The following is a 19,116-nucleotide window of genomic DNA, read 5'->3' on the forward strand; positions in this document are numbered from 1 at the left end:
GTGCGTGCCGAAAGCGTGCGTCTCCTGTAGATAGCGCTTACCCGCCCCTCGTGCGGTGTACGGTCCAGCGACTGAATCCATTCAATGACTTTCGAGGAGTCCCATGCGCCGCGCCGCTACCGTCCTGTTGGCCGCCTGCACCACGGCCGCCGCTCTGACCGGCCTGACCGCCGCCCCCGCATGGGCCGGGGGCGACCCGACAGGTCTCGGGCACTGCACAGGCGCCGGGCCGTTCGTCTGTCACTTCGACGTCGCCCCCGGCGCCTACCGCGTCTCGGCGCTCCTCGGCGGTGGCGCGCAGGCCGGTTCCACGGGCGTCACCGCCGAGACGCGCAGAACCATGCTGGCCGAGACCCCGACCGCCGCCGGCCGCACCGTGCACCGCAGCTTCACCGTGGATGTGCGCGACCCGGAGGGCGAGCCGACCGGAGCCACCGGGACCCCAGGGCTCGACCTCACCTTCGGCGGCACGGCCCCGCAGCTCGCCGCACTCCGCGTCACTCCGGTCCGTACGCCACAGATCCTCCTCGCAGGCGACTCCACCGTCTGTGACCAGCCCGGCGACCCCTACTCCGGCTGGGGACAACAGCTTCCCCAGTACCTCACCGACCGGCTGACCGTCGCCAACCACGCCGACTCGGGGGAGGGTTCGCAGTCCTTCCTGGACAACCCGGTGCTCTTCCCCGCCCTGCGGTCCCGGATCAACCACGGTGACCTCGTCCTGATCCAGCTCGCCCACAACGACAAGCAGACCGGCCGTGAGACCTACCGCGCCAACCTCACCGCGATGATCGAGGGTGTACGGGCGCAGGGCGGGGAGCCCGTCCTCGTCACGCCGGTCGTCCGCCGCTGGTTCAACGCCGACGGCACCCTCGACAACGGCACCGCGCTCCTCGTCAACGGCCTGGGAGTGGACCTGCCCGCCGAGATGCGCGCGCTCGCCACCGAGCACCGCACCCCGCTCGTCGACCTCACCGCTCTGACCAGGGCGCGGGTGGAGGAACTCGGCCCGGAGGGCTCCAAAGCCCTTTATCTCTACAACGAGCGGCGCGACAACACCCACACCTCCACGCGAGGGGCCACCGAATACGCCGCACTCGTCCTGGGGGAACTCCGCGCCCAGGGCCTCGTGGCCCGGCGTGCGGTCCGCTGATGTACCCGGGGCCGGGTGCGGGCCGATAGGCCCCGTGAACGACGAATTACCGGTGAGCCCGAAGGCTCAACCGGTAATTCGTCCCTGCTGGTGTCCGAGGGGGGACTTGAACCCCCACGCCCGATAAAGGGCACTAGCACCTCAAGCTAGCGCGTCTGCCATTCCGCCACCCGGACAAGGTGTCTGTCTCGCGGGCCCGGCCCGTTCCGACGTGGAAAACCATAGCAAACATTCGGGGGTGCTCGATCACGCCAGGGGCGGTGTGAAGCGTGGATGACAGGGGGCGGGCGCCCTTGGGCGCACGGCGCGGGCGCGGGAGGATGAGGGGGAGCACCACAGCGACAGTGGAAGGAAGCAGCGTGAGCGAGACCAACACGGCGCGGACCGTCTCCGGCGAGGACGAGGTCGTGGACCTCTGCCGTGACCTGATCCGGATCGACACCAGCAACTACGGCGACCACTCGGGACCGGGGGAGCGGCTCGCCGCCGAGTACGTCGCGGAGAAGCTCGCCGAGGTCGGGCTCGAACCGCAGATCTTCGAATCCCACAAGGGCCGCGCCTCCACCGTGGCCCGGATCGAGGGCGAGGACCGGTCACGGCCGGCGCTGCTCATCCACGGGCACACCGATGTGGTTCCGGCCAACGCGGCCGACTGGACGCACGACCCGTTCTCCGGCGAGATCGCCGACGGCTGCGTATGGGGCCGCGGCGCTGTCGACATGAAGGACATGGACGCCATGACCCTCGCGGTCGTCCGTGACCGCATGCGCAGTGGCCGCAAGCCGCCGCGCGACATCGTGCTGGCCTTCCTCGCGGACGAGGAGGCGGGCGGCACCTACGGCGCCCGGTATCTCGTCGACAAGCACCCCGGACTGTTCGAGGGCGTCACCGAGGCGATCAGCGAGGTCGGCGGGTTCTCCTTCACGGTCAACGAGAACCTGCGGCTCTACCTCGTGGAGACGGCCCAGAAGGGCATGCACTGGATGAAGCTGACCGTGGACGGCACCGCCGGTCACGGTTCGATGATCCACAAGGACAACGCCATCACGGAGCTGAGCGAGGCCGTCGGGCGCCTCGGCCGGCACAAGTTCCCCGTGCGGGTGACCAAGACCCTGCGGCACTTCCTGGACGAGCTCTCGGACGCCCTTGGCACCGAGCTGGACCCCGAGAACATGGACGAGACGCTCGCCAAGCTGGGCGGCATCTCCAAGCTGATCGGCGCGTCGCTCCAGAACACCGCCAACCCGACGCAGCTCGGTGCGGGCTACAAGGTCAACGTCATTCCGGGACAGGCGACCGCCCACGTCGACGGACGGTACCTGCCGGGTTACGAGGAGGAGTTCCTGGCCGACCTGGACCGGATTCTCGGCCCCCGTGTGAAGCGCGAGGACGTGCACGCGGACAAGGCGCTGGAGACCACGTTCGACGGGGCCCTCGTCGACGCGATGCAGACGGCGCTGGTGGCCGAGGACCCGATCGCGCGCGCCGTGCCGTACATGCTCTCGGCCGGCACCGACGCGAAGTCCTTCGACGACCTGGGCATCCGCGGCTTCGGGTTCGCTCCGCTGAAGCTGCCGCCCGAGCTCGACTTCGCCGGCATGTTCCACGGGGTGGACGAGCGCGTGCCGGTCGACGGGCTGAAGTTCGGTGTGCGCGTGCTCGACCGCTTCATCGACAACTCCTGAAGCCTGACGGGGTATTCGCCCGGGTGTGCGTACATAACCAGAAAGAGTGAAAGCGAGTAGGCGCTCGTAGCCCCCTCACCCCCTCCTCGTTACAAGTGATGCGGTCCGCGGCTGGGACCGCATTGCCAACTAGGAGGAATAATGATCAAGAAGGTTGCCGCCATTGCGGCCGCTACCGGTGGTCTCGTGCTCGCGGGTGCGGGTATGGCCACGGCTGACTCGGGCGCCCAGGGTGCTGCCATCGGCAGCCCCGGCGTGCTCTCGGGCAACGTCGTGCAGATCCCCGTCCACGTCCCGGTGAACGTGTGTGGAAACACCGTCTCCGTGATCGGGCTGCTGAACCCCGCCTTCGGCAACACCTGCGTCAACGCGTGACGTTGATCGTCAACCCGTGAGGGTTTGAGCTCGATCGGCCCTGGAGTGCGCGCCATGCACTCCGGGGCCGTTGGGCATTCGGCCCTCGCACGGTCGCGTCCGGGGGCATTTTGGTAGGCAGAAGGCAGGGAACGAACCTATGCGACAGGTCACACGTAAGGGCCTGATCACCATGGCAGCGGCGGGCGGAGTGCTCGCGCTGAGTGGCGGTTACGCGCACGCCGACGCGGGAGCGGCCGGCTCCGCGTCGAATTCCCCGGGGGTGCTGTCAGGGAATTCCGTCCAGATCCCCATCGACGTACCGGTCAATGTGTGCGGCAACTCCGTCAGCGTCGGCGGACTGCTCAACCCGGCAGCCGGAAACGACTGCGGAAACGGATCGGCGGACACGGGGCGGAACGCCGGACCGTACGACAGTGCCCCTGGTGGCGACAGCTCCGGCGGCCGCCCCGCGGACGGCGCCACCGCCGGTGGGGGGCAGGAGAACGGGTCGAGCGCCCCGGGGACCGGCCGGCACCGTGCCCCCGCGGCCACGGCCGAGGGGGAGGCCACGGGCTCGCCGGGCATCGGCTCCGGCAACCACATCGCGGTCCCGATCGACATCCCCGTGAACGTCTGCGGCAACAGCGTCACCATCGGTGGACTGCTCAACCCGGTCTTCGGCAACGACTGCGCCAACGACGTGGAGGTGAGCCCGCCGACCGAGCACCCGGAGACGCCCGGCACTCCGGGCAAGCCGGCCGACCCGGTCCACCCGCCGGTGTACGGGCCCTCCGAGCCGAACGCCCCGGAGCCCCAGCACCTCCCGGAGGAGCAGCTCGCGCAGACCGGGGCGGGCGGGCTCGACCTGCTGATCCCGGCCGGCGCGGGCCTGCTGCTCGCGGGTGCGGGCACGGTGCTCTACCGGCGCTCCCGCAGCGCCGCGTAACGGCACAAAGGCACCGGCGTACGAGCGTGGAAGGGAGCGGGCCGAGCGATCGCGCGGCCCGCTCCCTTCACCAGGTGGCCCGGAGCTGGCGGATGATCCGCCGCCGCAACCGCACTCTGCGGCTGCCGTCGCGGCGCAGCGTCAGTCGGTCCAACTCCCAGTGTCCGTACTCGGCATGGTCGGTGAGTAGTCGGGTCGCTTCCTTGCGGGACACCCCGCGCGGCACGTACACGTCGACAAATTCGTATTCCGGCATCGCATCTATTGTGCGGGCAGAGCCCGTGTACGGATAGCGTCTGCACTATGTCTGATGCTGCGCAGCCCACCGCTGCCGAGGTACGTGCCGCCGCCGAAGCGGTCAAAGCCGCGCTCGACCGTCACCTCGACGCGGTCGAACGCCGTACCGGGGACGACGATCCCGCCGTCTACGAAGCGTTCAACGCACTGGCCGCTGCGGCCGAGGTCTACGACGAGCTGCTCTACGACCGTCACGACGAGGTCACCCCTTTCGAGATTCCCGGTGCGGACGACTCGTTGCCGCCGTACGCGGGTCCGGAGGAGCCCCATGCGCTGAGTGTGCTGATCCGGCGGGACTACGCCGTGGTGGACCCGCCGAGGCTGCTCGCCCAGGCGCAGCGGCTCGCCGACCTCGACCCGGATGAGCGCGGCACCGAGGTCTCCGCGGTGGTCGGTTCGAGCGTCCACGCCGCGCTGGGTGTGATCTTCGGGGAGTACGAGGCGGACGAGATCGCTTCGCGGCACAAGGAGTTCGGCCTGGAGGAGGGTGACTCCACGCTCTGGGTCGCCGCCGCCGACGAGCTTCCGGATCCGGGGGAGTGGCTGGGCGCCCCCTTCGACCAGGCCGACCCGCAGCTGGTGGTCTGCCGGTTCGACGTCAGTGCCGTCTTCGACGAGGACGAGATGGACGAGGACCTGGAGGACCTGACGGCCGACAGCTCCTGACCGTAGCCCTGCGCGGCGTGAGCGACGCCTGTGGCCCCGGTGCGACGCACCGGGGCCACAGGCATGTCCGGACCGGGGCCCGGGGTTCCACCGGCTAGGACGCGGCGTCCGGGGTCGGCAGCGCCTCCAGGAGGGGCCGCAGCCGGGTCGTGCGCTCCTGGGCGGGGACCTCGGCCACCGCGCGCGGGAGGGCCTGGTCCACACCGTGCACGACGGACAGGTGGCGCTCACCGCGGCTGAAGGCCGTGTACACCCATGGCCTGCTCAGCCCCTGTGCGGCGTCGCCGGGCAGGACCACGACCACCGCGGGCCAGCGCATACCGGCCGCCTGGTGGGCGCTGAGCGCCCAGCTGTGCCGTACGGACGCCTCGACCCGGTCCTGGGGTACGACGACGGGGGTGCCCGCACAGTCCAGATGAAGGCCGTCGGCGTCGGCCGAGACGACCGATCCGGGTACGGCACGGCCGGGTGCGGGGACGTGGACGACGCGGTCGCCCGGGTCGAAGCCGCCGAACCGGCCGGGGCCCGGGTTGAGCCGCTGCTTGAGTGCCGTGTTCAGCGCTCTTGTGCCCGCCGAGCCGCCGTGGCCCACGGTGATCACCTGGGTGTCGGCCGAGGGCACGCCGATGGCGCGGGGCACGGAATCGGCGACCAGCTGCACGGTGCGGTGGACCGCCTCGCCCGCGTCGCGCACGGGAACGATCACCACTTCCTTGCCGGGCGCCTCGACCTGGCTCAGTTCCCCGATGCCGATACCGGAGACCAGCTCGCCGATCGGACCGGGGTCGGGGGTGCGGGACACCACCTGCGGGCACGCCCGGGAGGCCAGCACATCGGCGAACACCCGCCCCGCACCGGCGGAACCCAGCACTCCGGGGTCGCCGCTCAGTACCAGCCGGGCGCCGTCGGCGAGGGACTCCACCAGGATCGCGGCGGTCTCCACGTCGAGCTGCGGGGCATCGAGCACGACCAGGAGATCGAGCGCCAGCGCGCCCTCCGCGTCCCGGCCGGGGCCCTCCGTGCCGGACAGCAGCCCCGAGAGCGTGACGGCCGGCAGGGGGTCGCCCACCGCCGTGGCGAGCCGGTGCCGGCCGTCCACGCTGTGGGTGGCTCCGACCGCCCGGAGACCCAGGCCGTTCGCCGCCGCGATCAGCGCCGCGGGTTCGGCCCGCGCCGCCTCGCCGCCCGAGTGGACGACCAGGCCGCCGGTGGCGACCGCACGGATGAGTTCGGCGGCCGAGGGCGACGGGGCGGCCGACGCGGCCTGCGACCAGTCGGCACCCTTCTCGCAGGCGTTCAGCAGCCGCGCCAGGCCATCGGCGAGGCTCTCCTCGGCCAGGGCGTAACGGTCGAGCCCCAGCAGCACCTGCACCGGCTGCTGCTCGTCACCGCCCTCTTCCGCGGCAGTCTCGCCGTCCTGTTCGTCCTGTTCGTCGTGCTGGTCCGGGCCGGCGGACGCGGTGGGGTCCAGACCGTCCTGGAAGACCAGGACGACACCCTCGGCGACGGCGTGTTCCACGGCCGCGTCCGGATCGGTCACCGCGCGTTCGGCCAGCGCCGCGCGTACCGCCGACGCGTCCAGCGCGGTGTGGCCCTGGAGCGCTGCCCGCTCCAGCAGCCAGCCGACGAGCGCCGCGGTGCGACGCTCGTCGTCCGGTCCGCACTCGGCGCCCAGCAGGGCGCGGGCGAATCCGTCGGCCTGCTCGGGGCGTACTCCGGGTACGGCCAGTAGCTGCCAGGGGTCTGCGCGCAGGGCGTCAGCGGCCTGTTCACCGAGGGTCTCGGCCGCCGGGCGCGCCAGGGTCTCGGGCGCTCCGCCCTCGGCGAGCACCACCTGCGCCGCCGCCGTTGCCTCGGGTGACACGCCCTGTGCGGCGCGGGACGTCTCGGGCATCCGGGGGCGCGCGGGCGCGGGGGCGGCCGAGGGGACGGCGCGACGGGGTGCGGGGGGCGATGCGGGGGAGTCGTAGAACGCCGCGCCGGTCTTCTCGCCGCTCTCGACGGCCCGTACGGCGGCCAGGAGATCCGCCGCGGTGCCGCTCAGCTTCGTACCCGCCGGGATGGGGCCTTCCTTCTCGGCCTTGCGCTTCTCGATGCGCTCGTGCAGTTCGCGCTGGGCGGCGAGCTCGGCCTCGGCCTCGGAGAGCGCGGCCGCCTCACCGGCTCCTTCGGCACCGGCACTGGCTTCACCCGCCTCGTCGGCTTCACCGGCCTCGTCGGTGCTCTTGGTGTCCCCGTCGGCCGTGGCATCGTCCGCGTCGGCGGCATCGGTGGAGGAGACGTCGTCCGTGGAGACGTCGGTGGAGACCTCGTCGGCCGAGGTGTCGGCGGCGGCGAGGTCGCCGTCCTCGGTGTCTTCGGCCGAGGGGCCTGGGGTTTCCCCCCGGGGAAGCGCAGTCACAGCGTGCTCCAGTCCTGGTCGGGATAGCGGTGCACGGGCGCCGACACATCGTCGAGCGCCTGGCAGATCTCGTCAGGAAGACTAAGCGCCTCCACTGACAAAGCCTCCGTGAGCTGCTGCGCGTTGCGCGCGCCGATGATCGGGGCCACCACCCCGGGGCGGTCCCGGACCCAGGCGAGCGCCACATGAAGGGCGGTCGTGGAGAGGCCCTCGGCAGCCGTGACCACCGCGTCCACGATGCGGCTCGCCGCGTCGTCGAGATAGGGCTCGACGAAGGGGGCCAGGTGTTCGGAGGCGGCCCGCGAGCCGGCGGGCGTGCCCAGCCGGTACTTCCCCGTCAGCACGCCACGGCCCAGCGGGGAGGAGGGCAGCAGCCCCACCCCCAGGTCGAGCGCGGCCGGCAGTACCTCCCGCTCGACGCCACGCTGCAGCAGTGAGTACTCCATCTGCGTACTCGCCAGCCTGCTGCGCACGCCCGGCGTCGCGAGCTGCCAGGTGGCCGCCTTGGCGAGCTGCCAGCCGCAGAAGTTCGACACACCCGCATAGCGGACGCGTCCGGAGGACACCGCGAGGTCCACGGCCTGAAGCGTCTCTTCGAGGGGGGTCACCGGATCGAAGGCGTGGATCTGCCACAGGTCGACGTAGTCCGTGCCGAGCCGGTCGAGCGAGGCGTCGAGCGCGGCGAGCAGATGGCCGCGCGATCCGTCGAAGCGGCGGTACGGATCGGGCACGCTGCCGGCCTTCGTCGCGATGACGAGATCCTGCCGCGGCACCAGACTGTCGACGAACCGCCCGAGCAGGTATTCGGCCTCCCCGCCGCCGTACACATCGGCCGTGTCGACCAGCGTCCCGCCCTCGTCCCAGAAGACCTTGAGCTGGTCGGCGGCGTCGTGCTCGTCGGTGTCCCGGCCCCAGGTGAGAGTGCCGAGCCCGATCCGTGACACGCGAAGGCCGGTACGGCCGAGATGCCTGTGCTCCATGGGCGCTGAGATTACTGGCCATCACCCCATGGGGTGGAAGCCTGTGGACAACGTGACGGCGGCGGAGCCCTGCCGGATCGAGTGTCCGCGCGCTAGAGTCCGGACCACAGGGACGTTACTGATCAGTATGGGAGCGGTTTATGCGGCTCGGTATCAATCTCGGTTACTGGGGAGCGGGCATGGACGGCGACAACCTCGCCGTCGCCCAGGAGGCCGACCGGCTCGGCTACGACGTCTGCTGGGCGGCCGAGGCGTACGGCTCCGACGCCCCCACCGTGCTGACCTGGGTCGCCGCCCAGACCGAGTCCATCGACGTCGGCTCCGCGATCATGCAGATCCCGGCCAGGCAGCCCGCGATGACCGCGATGACCGCGGCCACCCTCGACTCGCTCTCCGGCGGCAGGTTCAGGCTCGGCCTCGGAGTCTCCGGCCCGCAGGTCTCCGAGGGCTGGTACGGCGTCAAGTTCGACAAGCCGCTGGCCCGCACCCGTGAGTACGTCGAGATCGTCCGCAGGGCCATGTCGCGCGAGCGCCTCTCGTACGAGGGGGAGCACTGGACGCTGCCGTTGCCCGACGGTCCGGGCAAGCCCATCAAGCTCACCGTGCACCCCGAGCGCGAGCACATCCCGCTCTACATCGCCGCCATCGGCCCGAAGAACCTGGAGCAGACCGGCGAGATCGCGGACGGCGCGCTGCTGATCTTCCCGTCCGCCGAACACCTCGAGGACACGGCCGTGAAGTACCTGCGGGCGGGGCGTGAGAAGGCCGGGAAGACCATGGAGGGCTTCGACGTCTGCCCGACGCTGCCGCTCGCCGTCGGCGACGACGTCAACGGTCTCGCCGACATGTTCCGGCCGTACACCGCGCTGTACGTCGGTGGCATGGGCAGCCGCAAGCAGAACTTCTACAACCAGCTGGCCCAGCGCATGGGGTACGAGAAGGAAGCCGCCGAGATCCAGGACAGGTACCTGTCGGGCGACAAGAGCGGCGCCGCCGCCGCCGTACCGCACCAGCTCATCGACCAGACCGCACTGCTCGGCCCGGTGGAGCGGATCGCCGAGCGGATGCAGGCGTACGCGGCCGCCGGTGTCACCACACTGACCCTCGCCCCCGCGGGCTTCACGCTCGACGAGCGGATCACGGCCCTGCGGGCCGGTACGGACGCCCTGGAGCGCGCCGGCCTCGCGTAGGTGACGGTGCCGGTGCTGCCCGGAGGGTCCAGGGGCGGCACTACGGCCGTGGTGGGGGCTCGGGGGGTCTTCCCCGCCACGGCCGTACCCGGAACAACGCGCCCCGGGCTCCTCGGTTACGCGCCGGACGCCTCTCGTCCGGACGGCGGCGCTCGTGTTGCCTACTCACCCGTACCGCATTTGACTCTGTCTCTGCGGACATCGGTACGGAGGTGGCAGTGATGCTCTCGGCACAAAGCCTGTTCCAGGAGATTCTCGACGACGACGCTTCGTTCCGGCTCTTCTGCTCCATCGCTGCCAGCGGCGAGGCCCAGGGCGGCTGGGAGAACGGCCGTATCGCGGCGCTCGTGCCCGCGAGCCAACGGGATCTGGCCCCCAGGATCGTCCGGCACGGCGCCGACGAGGACAAACACGGCAGGATCTTCAACGCGCTCCTGAAGAAGCGCGGACTGAGCCCTGTGGACGTCCCGGCCGGAACCGACTACACGATGCTTCTGGAGCGGCAGGGCATCGGGCTCGCCCACGAACAGCTCAAGCGCGACGAACCGCTGTCGGAGCAGGACGTCATCACCTACCTGGCACACAGCAGGGTGACCGAGCAGCGCGCCTCCGAGCAGATGCGCCTGCTGCTCAAGCACTTCGCCGACCACCCCGAGCTCGGCCGCGCGGTGAAGATGATCTCGAACGACGAGGACAACCACCTCGCGTACTGCCATGAGGAGCTGCTCCGCTTCGCCCGCGCCGGTCACGGCCGCCTGATCCAGCGCATCCTGCGGGAGAGCGCCCACGCCGAGATCCGGGTCTACCGGGACGTCAGTCTCGCCGTGATGGCGGACATGGGGGCGATTCTGCACTGGTCCCGGGCCAAGTCGGCGCTGCTGGCCGCGGGCATCCACGCCGTGTACGCGTACGAGCGGCTGATCGGCTGGCGCCGCATGGTGACCCTGGAACCGCCCGCCCGGCGGGACGCGCTGGGCGGCGCCGCCCCGGCCGAGCCCGAGTTCGCCTGAGCCGCGCGGAGGGCGGTCAGAGCCAGCCGCGGCGTTTGAACTGACGGTGCAGCCCGAACACCGCGAAGCCCATCAGCGCGATCACCGCCGGATAGGTCCACGGCCAGTGGAGTTCCGGCATGTGGTCGAAGTTCATGCCGTAGACGCCCGCCACCATGGTCGGGACGGCGGCCATGGCGGCCCACGCGGAGATCTTCCGCATGTCGTCGTTCTGGCGCACCCCCATCTGCGCCAGATGAGCCGAAAGGATGTCCGACAACAGCCGGTCAAGTCCCTCCACCTGCTCGTTGACGCGCGTCAGGTGGTCGCTCACGTCCCGGAAGAACGGCTGGGCGTGCTCGTGGACGAACGGCACCCCCGCGCTCGCGAGACGGGTCATCGGGGAGGACAGCGGACCGGTCGCCCGACGGAATTCGAGCACCTGGCGCTTGAACGTGTAGATGCGGGCTGCGGAGTTCGTGGAGTCACCCGTGCCGCTCGGCGCGAACACCTGTGTCTCCAGCTCCTCCAGGTCGACCTGGAGCTCGGCGCCCACGTCGATGTAGTGGTCCACGATCGCGTCGCTGACCGCGTACAGCACCGCGGTGGGGCCGTGCCTGAGGACCTCGGGCTCGGCCTCCAGGCGGCGGCGTACGGCCGCGAGCGGCGCGCTCTCGCCGTGTCTGACCGTCACGACGAACGAATCACCGATGAAGACCATCAGCTCGTCGGCGCTCACCGTGTCGCTCTCCGGTTCGTACACGACCGGCTTGATGACGACGAAGAGGGAATCGTCGTACACCTCGAGCTTGGGCCGCTGGTGGGCGCGCAGCGCGTCCTCCACCGCCAGCGGGTGCAGCCCGAACTCGCTGCTGACTCGGGAGAACTCCTTCTCCGTCGGCTCGTGCAGCCCGACCCAGAGGAACGCGTCCCCCGCGTCGGCGGCCCGTGCCTCGTCCAGGGCGTCGGAGAGATCGGTGGGGCCTTCGGTACGGCGCCCGTCCCGGTAAATGGCACTGTCGACAATCACGCGCGCATTCTTCCTTGCCTCCGACGACTCCGCACCTTTGCCCTTCCCTCTAGGCTGGCTCGTATGCCCACGCTGATCCTCGTACGCCACGGTCGCTCCACCGCCAACACCGCGGGAGTGCTCGCCGGCCGTACCCCTGGTGTCTCCCTGGACGAACGCGGCGCCGGGCAGGCGGCCGCGCTGCCCGGCCGGCTGGCCGCGCTCGCGCTCGTCGCCGCCGTCAGCAGCCCCCTGGAGCGCTGCCGCGAGACGCTCCAGCCGCTGCTCGACGCCCGCCCCGGCCTCCCGTTCCACGTCGAGGACCGGATCAGCGAGTGCGACTACGGGGAGTGGTCGGGGCGCAAACTGGCGGAACTGGCCGATGAGCCGCTGATGTCCGTGGTCCAGCAGCACCCCTCGGCCGCCGAGTTCCCCGGGGGCGAGTCCATGCGGGCGATGCAGGCCAGGGCGGTCGACGCCGTACGGGACTGGAACGCCCGCATCGAGGCCGGGCACGGCGACGACGCGACGTACGTGATGTGCTCGCACGGCGACATCATCAAGTCCCTCGTCGCCGACGCGCTCGGCATGCACCTGGACCTCTTCCAACGGGTCCACGCCGATCCGTGCTCGGTTACCGCGATCCGCTACACCCGGCTGCGGCCCTTCCTCCTCCGGCTGGGCGACACCGGGGACTTCGCCTCCCTCGCCCCGCGCGAACAGGCCATCGGAGCCGACGCCGCGGGCGGCAACGCGACGGATGCGGCCGTCGGGGGCGGCGCTGGGGCACCGTGATCGCTCCGCGCAGTAGGGTGGACGCGCCGTAGGGGCCGTTCCGGGGGCATCCCTCCGGGCTCCGGCCGCCCCCATTCGCCGTCAACTCTCAAGGGAGACAGGACGTGTCCCGTCAGGTGTTCCTCTATGACCCCCCGGACCGTTTCGTGGCCGGTACGGTCGGGCTGCCTGGCCGCCGTACGTTTTTCCTGCAGGCATCCTCCAGGGGGCGCGTCACCAGCGTCGCCCTGGAGAAGACTCAGGTCGCCGCGCTGGCCGAACGGATCGACGAACTGCTCGACGAGGTCGTGAGACGGACCGGCGGCAATTCGCCGGTGCCGGCCGTGGCCCCCATGGATGTCACCGACACCGCTCCGCTCGACGCGCCCGTCGAGGAGGAGTTCAGGGTCGGCACGATGGCCCTCGCCTGGGACGGCGAGGAGCAGCGGATGATCGTCGAGGCACAGGCGCTCGTCGAGCTGGACGCCGATACCGAGGACGACCTCGCGGAAGCCGAGGAAAGGCTCCTGCAGGACGAGGAGAACGGCCCGCCGATGCTCCGCGTCCGGCTGAGCGGCGCGCAGGCCCGTGCGTTCGCCAAGCGCGCCCTGGACGTCGTGAACGCCGGCCGCCCGCCGTGCCCGCTGTGCAGCCTGCCGCTCGATCCGGAAGGACACGTATGCCCGCGCCAGAACGGATACCGTCGCGGAGCATGACCGGCGGCCCGGTCGGAACGGAGCTGCTGACCCTGCTCGCCGAGGGAGAGCTCACGGTCCTCGGGCAGGTCAGGGGCGCGTCCAACGCGGTGCTCTACTGCACGGTCGCGTACGGGGGCGAGGAGCGGACCTGCGTCTACAAGCCCGTCGCCGGGGAGCAGCCGCTGTGGGACTTCCCCGACGGGACCCTCGCACAGCGCGAGGTGGCGGCGTACGAGATCTCCGAGGCGACCGGGTGGGGCCTCGTGCCGCCCACGGTGCTGCGGGACGGGCCGTACGGCGAGGGCATGTGCCAGCTCTGGATCGAGGCCGCTCCGGACGGCTCCGCCGATGGACCCTCCGACGGGGACGCGGCCTCGCTGCTCGCGCTCATCGAGGACGAGGAGCCCGGGGACGGCTGGAAGGCCGTGGGCTTCGCGGAGGTCGGTGAGGGGAAGACGGCCCTTCTGGTGCACGCGGACGATCCTCGGCTGCGACGCCTCGCGGTGCTCGACGCGGTGATCAACAACGGTGACCGGAAAGGCGGACACCTGCTGCCCGCCCCGGGTGGCCGGCTGTACGGCATCGACCACGGGGTCACGTTCAACGCCGACGACAAGCTGCGCACGCTGCTGTGGGGCTGGGCGGGCGAACCGCTGACCGACGAGGCCGCCGGGGTGCTGGGCCGGCTGGCCGGGGACCTGGCTCCGGGGGCGGCGCTCGCCACCAGGCTGGGCGAGCTGATCACCGCGGCTGAGCTGGACGCGTTGCGGGGGAGGGTGGCGGACCTGCTCGCCACGGGGCGGCATCCGGAGCCGAGCGGGGAGTGGCCGGCCATTCCCTGGCCGCCGGTGTGACGCAATCCTCCCGCCGTCAAGACCGCCTCTCCGGCCACGAGTGCCGGTCCGGTTCGTATCCGGAAGCATCGTCCGGTTACGCTCATGACATGCATGCCTGGCCCGCTTCTGAGGTCCCCGCCCTGCCTGGCAAGGGCCGCGACCTTCGGATCCACGACACCGCGACCGGCGGACGGATCACCCTTGACCCCGGTCCCGTCGCCCGCATCTATGTCTGCGGCATCACGCCGTACGACGCGACCCACATGGGTCATGCGGCGACCTACAACGCGTTTGACCTCGTTCAGCGCGTGTGGCTCGACACCCAGCGGCAGGTTCACTACGTCCAGAACGTGACCGACGTGGATGATCCGCTACTGGAGCGGGCCGCACGCGACGGTCAGGACTGGACCGAGCTCGCCGAGCGCGAGACGGCCCTCTTCCGGGAGGACATGACCGCCCTGCGCATGCTCCCGCCGCAGCACTACATCGGCGCGGTGGAGTCGATACCCGGCATCGTCCCGCTCGTCGAACGGCTCCGGGACGCGGGCGCCGCCTACGAGCTCGACGGCGACGTGTACTTCTCCGTCGAGGCCGACCCGCACTTCGGCGAGGTCTCCAACCTGGACGCCGAAGCGATGCGTCTGCTCTCCGCCGAGCGCGGCGGCGACCCCGAGCGCCCCGGCAAGAAGAACCCCCTCGACCCGATGCTGTGGATGGCCGCCCGTGAGGGCGAGCCCAGCTGGGACGGCGGCACCCTCGGACGCGGCCGCCCCGGCTGGCACATCGAGTGCGTCGCCATCGCCCTGGACCACCTCGGCATGGGCTTCGACGTCCAGGGAGGCGGCTCCGACCTCGTCTTCCCGCACCACGAGATGGGCGCCTCGCACGCCCAGGCGCTGACCGGCGAGCACCCGTTCGCCCAGGCGTACGTGCACGCCGGCATGGTCGCCCTGAACGGCGCCAAGATGTCGAAGTCCAAGGGCAACCTGGTCTTCGTCTCGGCCCTGCGCCGCGACGGCGTGGACCCGGCCGCGATCCGGCTGTCCCTGCTCTCGCACCACTACCGGGCCGACTGGGAGTGGACCGACCAGGTGCTGGCCGACGCCGTCGAGCGACTGGCCCGGTGGCGCGCCGCCGTGTCCCGCCCCGACGGACTGTCCGCGGACGCCCTGGTCGAAGAGGTCCGCGAGGCCCTCGCCGACGACCTGGACACCCCGGCCGCCCTCGCCGCCGTGGATCGCTGGGCAGCTGCGCAGAGCGCTGACGGCGGGACGGACGAGGGCGCACCCGGCCTCGTCTCGCGCACCGTCGACGCGCTGCTCGGGGTGGCCCTGTAACAACCGGGCGGTGTGACCACCGCATGACCCGTGCCCAAGCGAACCGGCCCCGGACTTCTTCACGAAGTCCGGGGCCGGTTCCCTTGTGTCCGTGGTCCAGTGCCCGCCGCCTCGGCGACGGTGGCCGTCGACGTGGGCCTCGACGGTGCACGGCATGTGCGTCCGACGGTCACGGACACCCATGGTTCCGAGACCGGTGCCCGCGGCGACCGGGCGGAGGCGCGCTCCAGCTGCGCCTGACCGGACGCCCCGACGGGAGGAGGGGCGCCGGGCGGGATGTGTACCCGCCCGGCGCCCCTCTCGTCCGGCTGCTGTCGGTGCCCGGCCGGTCAGTCCTCCGAGGTGTCCCCGTCGTCCCCGGACGTGTCCGCGTCCGGGTGATCGGGTGAATCCCGGGGCGGCTTGCCGGTGCCGGCGGCTCCGACGTCCCCGTCGCCGGGCGACGGCGGACGTACGGCCCCGGGACCGCTCTCGGACCCTGTCTCCGGACGCGCAGGCTTGGGCGGTCTGGTGCGGCCGCTCGACGTGTCCCGCAGATAGGAGACGTCACCGCTCTCCGTCGCGTGCCCGCCGGGCCCCTGGCCCGGACCGCTGTCCCGGCGCCGCAGATAACGCTCGAACTCCCGGGCGATGGCCTCGCCGGTCGCCTCGGGCAGCTCCGCGGTGTCGCGGGCCTCCTCCAGCGTCTGGACGTACTCGGCGACCTCGCTGTCCTCGGCGGCCAGTTGGTCGACACCGACCTGCCAGGCGCGGGCGTCCTCGGGCAGTTCACCCAGCGGAATCCGCAGTCCGAGCAGGTCCTCCAGACGATTCAGCAGCGCCAGCGTCGCCTTCGGGTTGGGCGGCTGTGACACGTAGTGCGGCACCGCCGCCCACAGGCTCACCGCGGGCACGCCCGCATGCGTGCACGCTTCCTGGAGGATGCCGACGATGCCCGTCGGGCCCTCGTACCGGGTCTCCTCCAGATCCATCGTCCTGGCCAGATCCGGATCGGACGTCACACCGCTGACCGGCACCGGCCGGGTGTGCGGGGTGTCGCCGAGCAGCGCCCCGAGAATGACGACCATCTCGACGCCCAACTCATGGGCGAATCCCAGGATCTCGTTGCAGAACGAACGCCAGCGCATCGACGGTTCGATGCCGCGGACGAGGACCAGATCTCGGGGCTTGTCCCCGCCGACGCGGACCACGGAGAGGCGGGTGGTGGGCCAGGTGATCTTGCGCACCCCGCCGTCCAGCCACACCGTGGGCCGGTTGACCTGGAAGTCGTAGTAGTCCTCGGCGTCGAGCGCCGCGAACACCTCGCCCTTCCATTCCCGGTCCAGATGGCCGACAGCTGTGGAGGCGGCGTCACCGGCGTCGTTCCAGCCCTCGAACGCGGCCACCATGACCGGGTCGACCAGCTCGGGTACTCCCTCGAGCTCGATCACCCAGACCCCCTTCCGAAGTTTCCTTGTGTACGCACCAACCTTACGGCTTCCGGGCCCTCCCACCGCAGTACCCGGGCACGCGCGGGTGAACTCTGCCGGTCGAGGTGCATCCATGGTCGAAACAGGGCATCAGCTGCGCGATTCATCCGAGCTGTGTTGCCCGAATTCCGTGCGAACCCTGGACTTGTGGCTGAGGCAGCCGCTATACATCGGATGACACGCAAGAGGTCCGATGTTATTCCCCTGGGGGCGCACATGAGTCAGACCGTCACGGATTTCGAGGTTCACGACATCCGGTTTCCCACCTCGGAACAGCTGGACGGCTCGGACGCCATGAACCCCGATCCCGACTACTCCGCCGCCTATGTCGTCCTGCGCACCGGCCGGCCCGGCACCGGTACCGAGGGCCATGGTTTCTGCTTCACCATCGGGCGCGGCAACGAGATCATGGCGGCCGCCATCGAGGCACTGCGCCCGTACGTGGTGGGGCGCCCGGCGCCGCGTACCGCCGCCGACCTCGGGGCGCTGTACCGGGAGCTCACGCACGACTCCCAACTGCGCTGGCTGGGGCCCGAGAAGGGCGTGATGCACATGGCGGTCGGCGCGGTCGTCAACGCCGCCTGGGACCTGGCGGCGACCGGCGCGGGCAAGCCCGTCTGGCAGTTCCTCGCGGGGATGACACCGGAGGAGCTCGTCTCCCTCGTCGACTTCCGCTACCTCAGCGACGCGCTCACGCCCGAGGACGCCCTCGCCATCCTGCGGGCCGCGGAACCGGGCCGTGCCGCACGTACGGAACTCCTCCTCGCCCAGGGCTATCCCGCGTACACGACCTCACCCGGCTGGCTGGGGTACGGGGACGACAAGCTGGTACGGCTGTCCAAGGAGGCCGTGGCGGACGGCTTCGCCCAGATCAAACTGAAGGTCGGCGCCGATCTCGGCGACGACGTACGCAGGATGTCGCTCGCCCGTGAGGCGGTCGGCCCCGGCATCCGGATCGCGGTCGACGCCAACCAGCGCTGGGACGTGGCCGACGCGGTGGAATGGATGAACGCCCTCGCGCCGTACGACCCGCACTGGATCGAGGAACCCACCAGTCCCGACGACGTACTCGGCCACGCAGCCGTGCGCGCCGGACAGCCCGTCAAGGTCGCCACCGGCGAACACGTGGCCAACCGGGTCGTGTTCAAGCAACTGCTCCAGGCCGGCGCCGTCGACTTCGTGCAGATCGACGCCGCACGGGTCGCGGGCGTCAACGAGAACCTGGCGATCCTGCTGCTCGCCGCGAAGTACGGCGTCCCGGTCTGCCCGCACGCCGGAGGCGTCGGGCTCTGCGAACTGGTCCAGCACCTCTCGATGTTCGACTACGTGGCGGTCTCCGGGACCTGGGAGGACCGTGTGATCGAGTACGTCGACCATCTCCACGAGCACTTCACCGAGCCCACCGTGATCGAGAACGGCCGGTACATGGCGCCGCGCGCGGCGGGCTTCTCCGCCCGGATGCTGCCTGAGTCGATCGCCGCGCACCGCTATCCCGAGGGCCCCGTCTGGCAGGCCCGCCGCACGTCCGAGGAGGACGCCCGATGACTGGTGCACTGGAATTCGCCGGCATGTCCGCCCTGGTGACGGGCGGGGCGTCCGGGATCGGGGCCGCTGTGGCCACTCTGCTCCTGGAACGCGGCGCGACGGTCGCCGTGCTCGACCGGGAGACCGCGGGGGCGCCCGCGGGCGTGCTCGCGCTGAAGGCCGATGTGACCGACGACGCGGCCGTACGGGAAGCGGTCGACCGGGCCGCCGCGGAGATGGGCGGCCTCCACACCCTCGTATCCAACGCGGGCATCGGGTCCATCGGCACCGTCGAGGACAACACGGACGAGGAGTGGGCGAGGGTCCTGGACATCAACGTCCTCGGCATGGTCCGCACCGCCCGCCACGCCCTGCCGCATCTGCGCCGTGCCGCGGCGGACCGCCCCGGAGCCGTCTCGATCACCCACACCTGCTCGATCGCGGCCACCGCGGGCCTGCCGCAGCGCGCCCTCTACAGCGCGAGCAAGGGGGCGGTCCTCTCCCTGACCCTCGCCATGGCCGCCGACCACGTCCGCGAAGGCATCCGGGTCAACTGCGTCAACCCCGGCACGGCGGACACCCCGTGGATCGGCAGACTCCTCGACCGGGCCGACGACCCGGCCGCCGAACGCGCCGCCCTCAACGCCCGCCAGCCCCTGGGACGGCTGGTGTCGGCGGACGAGGTCGCGGCGGCGGTCATCTACCTGGCCGGCCCCTCCGCCGCCTCCGTCACCGGCACCTCACTCGCCGTCGACGGCGGCATGCAGGGTCTGAGACCGCGCCCCGCAACCGACTGACCCGGCGC

19 protein-coding genes and 1 tRNA gene are annotated in these 19,116 nt (G+C 71.2%); 14 read left to right on the top strand and 6 right to left on the bottom strand.

What is annotated here, in order from left to right; all coding sequences use genetic code 11:
* The first annotated feature begins 103 nt into the window (after positions 1–103).
* A complete protein-coding gene (locus ACFWSK_RS15145) occupies positions 104–1,153 on the top strand; it encodes a rhamnogalacturonan acetylesterase (protein WP_383785243.1) in 1,050 nt (349 codons plus the stop codon).
* A gap of 88 nt (positions 1,154–1,241) precedes the next feature.
* On the opposite strand, the gene ACFWSK_RS15150 is transcribed toward ACFWSK_RS15145, so the two are convergent.
* Positions 1,242–1,329: transfer RNA gene (locus ACFWSK_RS15150), tRNA-Leu, on the bottom strand.
* 144 nt (positions 1,330–1,473) lie between these two features.
* Here ACFWSK_RS15150 and ACFWSK_RS15155 point away from each other — a divergent pair.
* The 3 genes from ACFWSK_RS15155 (at position 1,474) to ACFWSK_RS15165 (ending at position 4,141) form a co-directional block, all read left to right on the top strand.
* Positions 1,474–2,838, top strand: coding sequence for a M20/M25/M40 family metallo-hydrolase (locus ACFWSK_RS15155; protein WP_383785248.1), 1,365 nt, complete (start codon positions 1,474–1,476; stop codon positions 2,836–2,838).
* A gap of 141 nt (positions 2,839–2,979) precedes the next feature.
* On the top strand, positions 2,980–3,213 hold the full coding sequence (gene chpH, locus ACFWSK_RS15160; protein ID WP_383785251.1) for a chaplin ChpH: 234 nt from the start codon (positions 2,980–2,982) through the stop codon (positions 3,211–3,213).
* Between the two features lie 139 nt (positions 3,214–3,352).
* Positions 3,353–4,141, top strand: a complete 789-nt coding sequence (locus tag ACFWSK_RS15165) for a chaplin (RefSeq protein WP_383785253.1) — start codon at positions 3,353–3,355, stop codon at positions 4,139–4,141.
* Between the two features lie 67 nt (positions 4,142–4,208).
* On the opposite strand, the gene ACFWSK_RS15170 is transcribed toward ACFWSK_RS15165, so the two are convergent.
* On the bottom strand, positions 4,209–4,397 hold the full coding sequence (locus ACFWSK_RS15170) for a DUF5703 family protein (RefSeq protein WP_056786418.1): 189 nt from the start codon (positions 4,395–4,397) through the stop codon (positions 4,209–4,211).
* A 47-nt stretch (positions 4,398–4,444) separates the two neighbouring features.
* Here ACFWSK_RS15170 and ACFWSK_RS15175 point away from each other — a divergent pair, with 47 nt between their 5' ends.
* Positions 4,445–5,104 (top strand): hypothetical protein, encoded by a 660-nt coding sequence (locus ACFWSK_RS15175; protein WP_383785256.1) that lies wholly within the window; start codon positions 4,445–4,447, stop codon positions 5,102–5,104.
* Between the two features lie 94 nt (positions 5,105–5,198).
* Here ACFWSK_RS15175 and ACFWSK_RS15180 read toward each other — a convergent pair whose 3' ends face one another.
* Together ACFWSK_RS15180 and ACFWSK_RS15185 are read right to left on the bottom strand one after the other, a co-directional pair.
* On the bottom strand, positions 5,199–7,505 hold the full coding sequence (locus ACFWSK_RS15180) for a helix-hairpin-helix domain-containing protein (protein ID WP_383785259.1): 2,307 nt from the start codon (positions 7,503–7,505) through the stop codon (positions 5,199–5,201).
* A complete protein-coding gene (locus ACFWSK_RS15185; RefSeq protein ID WP_383785262.1) occupies positions 7,502–8,485 on the bottom strand; it encodes an aldo/keto reductase in 984 nt (327 codons plus the stop codon). The genes ACFWSK_RS15180 and ACFWSK_RS15185 overlap by 4 nt, the downstream gene beginning before the upstream one ends.
* 140 nt (positions 8,486–8,625) lie before the next feature.
* Here ACFWSK_RS15185 and ACFWSK_RS15190 point away from each other — a divergent pair, with 140 nt between their 5' ends.
* Entirely contained in the window at positions 8,626–9,675 is a 1,050-nt protein-coding gene (locus tag ACFWSK_RS15190; RefSeq protein ID WP_383785264.1) for an LLM class F420-dependent oxidoreductase, read from the top strand.
* Between the two features lie 221 nt (positions 9,676–9,896).
* Positions 9,897–10,685, top strand: coding sequence for a ferritin-like domain-containing protein (locus ACFWSK_RS15195; RefSeq protein WP_383785267.1), 789 nt, complete (start codon positions 9,897–9,899; stop codon positions 10,683–10,685).
* A gap of 16 nt (positions 10,686–10,701) precedes the next feature.
* On the opposite strand, the gene corA is transcribed toward ACFWSK_RS15195, so the two are convergent.
* A complete protein-coding gene (gene corA, locus ACFWSK_RS15200; RefSeq protein ID WP_383785270.1) occupies positions 10,702–11,694 on the bottom strand; it encodes a magnesium/cobalt transporter CorA in 993 nt (330 codons plus the stop codon).
* 63 nt (positions 11,695–11,757) lie between these two features.
* Here corA and ACFWSK_RS15205 point away from each other — a divergent pair, with 63 nt between their 5' ends.
* The 5 genes from ACFWSK_RS15205 (at position 11,758) to ACFWSK_RS15225 (ending at position 15,558) form a co-directional block, all read left to right on the top strand.
* Positions 11,758–12,468, top strand: coding sequence for a histidine phosphatase family protein (locus ACFWSK_RS15205; protein WP_383785273.1), 711 nt, complete (start codon positions 11,758–11,760; stop codon positions 12,466–12,468).
* Positions 12,469–12,572: 104 nt separating this feature from the next.
* A complete protein-coding gene (locus tag ACFWSK_RS15210) occupies positions 12,573–13,163 on the top strand; it encodes a DUF3090 domain-containing protein (RefSeq protein WP_383785275.1) in 591 nt (196 codons plus the stop codon).
* Complete coding sequence (locus tag ACFWSK_RS15215) at positions 13,127–13,999, top strand: SCO1664 family protein (RefSeq protein ID WP_383785278.1); 873 nt, start codon at positions 13,127–13,129, stop codon at positions 13,997–13,999. Before ACFWSK_RS15210 ends, ACFWSK_RS15215 begins: the two co-directional genes overlap by 37 nt.
* Positions 14,000–14,088: 89 nt before the next feature.
* On the top strand, positions 14,089–15,318 hold the full coding sequence (gene mshC, locus ACFWSK_RS15220) for a cysteine--1-D-myo-inosityl 2-amino-2-deoxy-alpha-D-glucopyranoside ligase (protein WP_383785281.1): 1,230 nt from the start codon (positions 14,089–14,091) through the stop codon (positions 15,316–15,318).
* A gap of 99 nt (positions 15,319–15,417) precedes the next feature.
* Positions 15,418–15,558, top strand: a complete 141-nt coding sequence (locus ACFWSK_RS15225; protein ID WP_383785284.1) for a hypothetical protein — start codon at positions 15,418–15,420, stop codon at positions 15,556–15,558.
* Between the two features lie 89 nt (positions 15,559–15,647).
* Here the strand turns inward: ACFWSK_RS15225 and ACFWSK_RS15230 are convergent, their stop codons facing one another.
* Positions 15,648–16,748, bottom strand: coding sequence for a PAC2 family protein (locus ACFWSK_RS15230; protein ID WP_383785288.1), 1,101 nt, complete (start codon positions 16,746–16,748; stop codon positions 15,648–15,650).
* A 255-nt stretch (positions 16,749–17,003) separates the two neighbouring features.
* On the opposite strand from ACFWSK_RS15230, the gene ACFWSK_RS15235 reads away from it, so the two are divergent.
* Positions 17,004–18,332, top strand: coding sequence for an L-fuconate dehydratase (locus ACFWSK_RS15235; RefSeq protein WP_383785291.1), 1,329 nt, complete (start codon positions 17,004–17,006; stop codon positions 18,330–18,332).
* Positions 18,329–19,108: an SDR family NAD(P)-dependent oxidoreductase gene (locus ACFWSK_RS15240; protein WP_383785294.1), complete on the top strand. Its 780-nt coding sequence runs from the start codon at positions 18,329–18,331 to the stop codon at positions 19,106–19,108. Before ACFWSK_RS15235 ends, ACFWSK_RS15240 begins: the two co-directional genes overlap by 4 nt.
* Positions 19,109–19,116: the final 8 nt, after the last annotated feature.

This window comes from Streptomyces sp. NPDC058620, from assembly GCF_042717135.1.
Classification (GTDB): Bacteria; Actinomycetota; Actinomycetes; order Streptomycetales; family Streptomycetaceae; genus Streptomyces.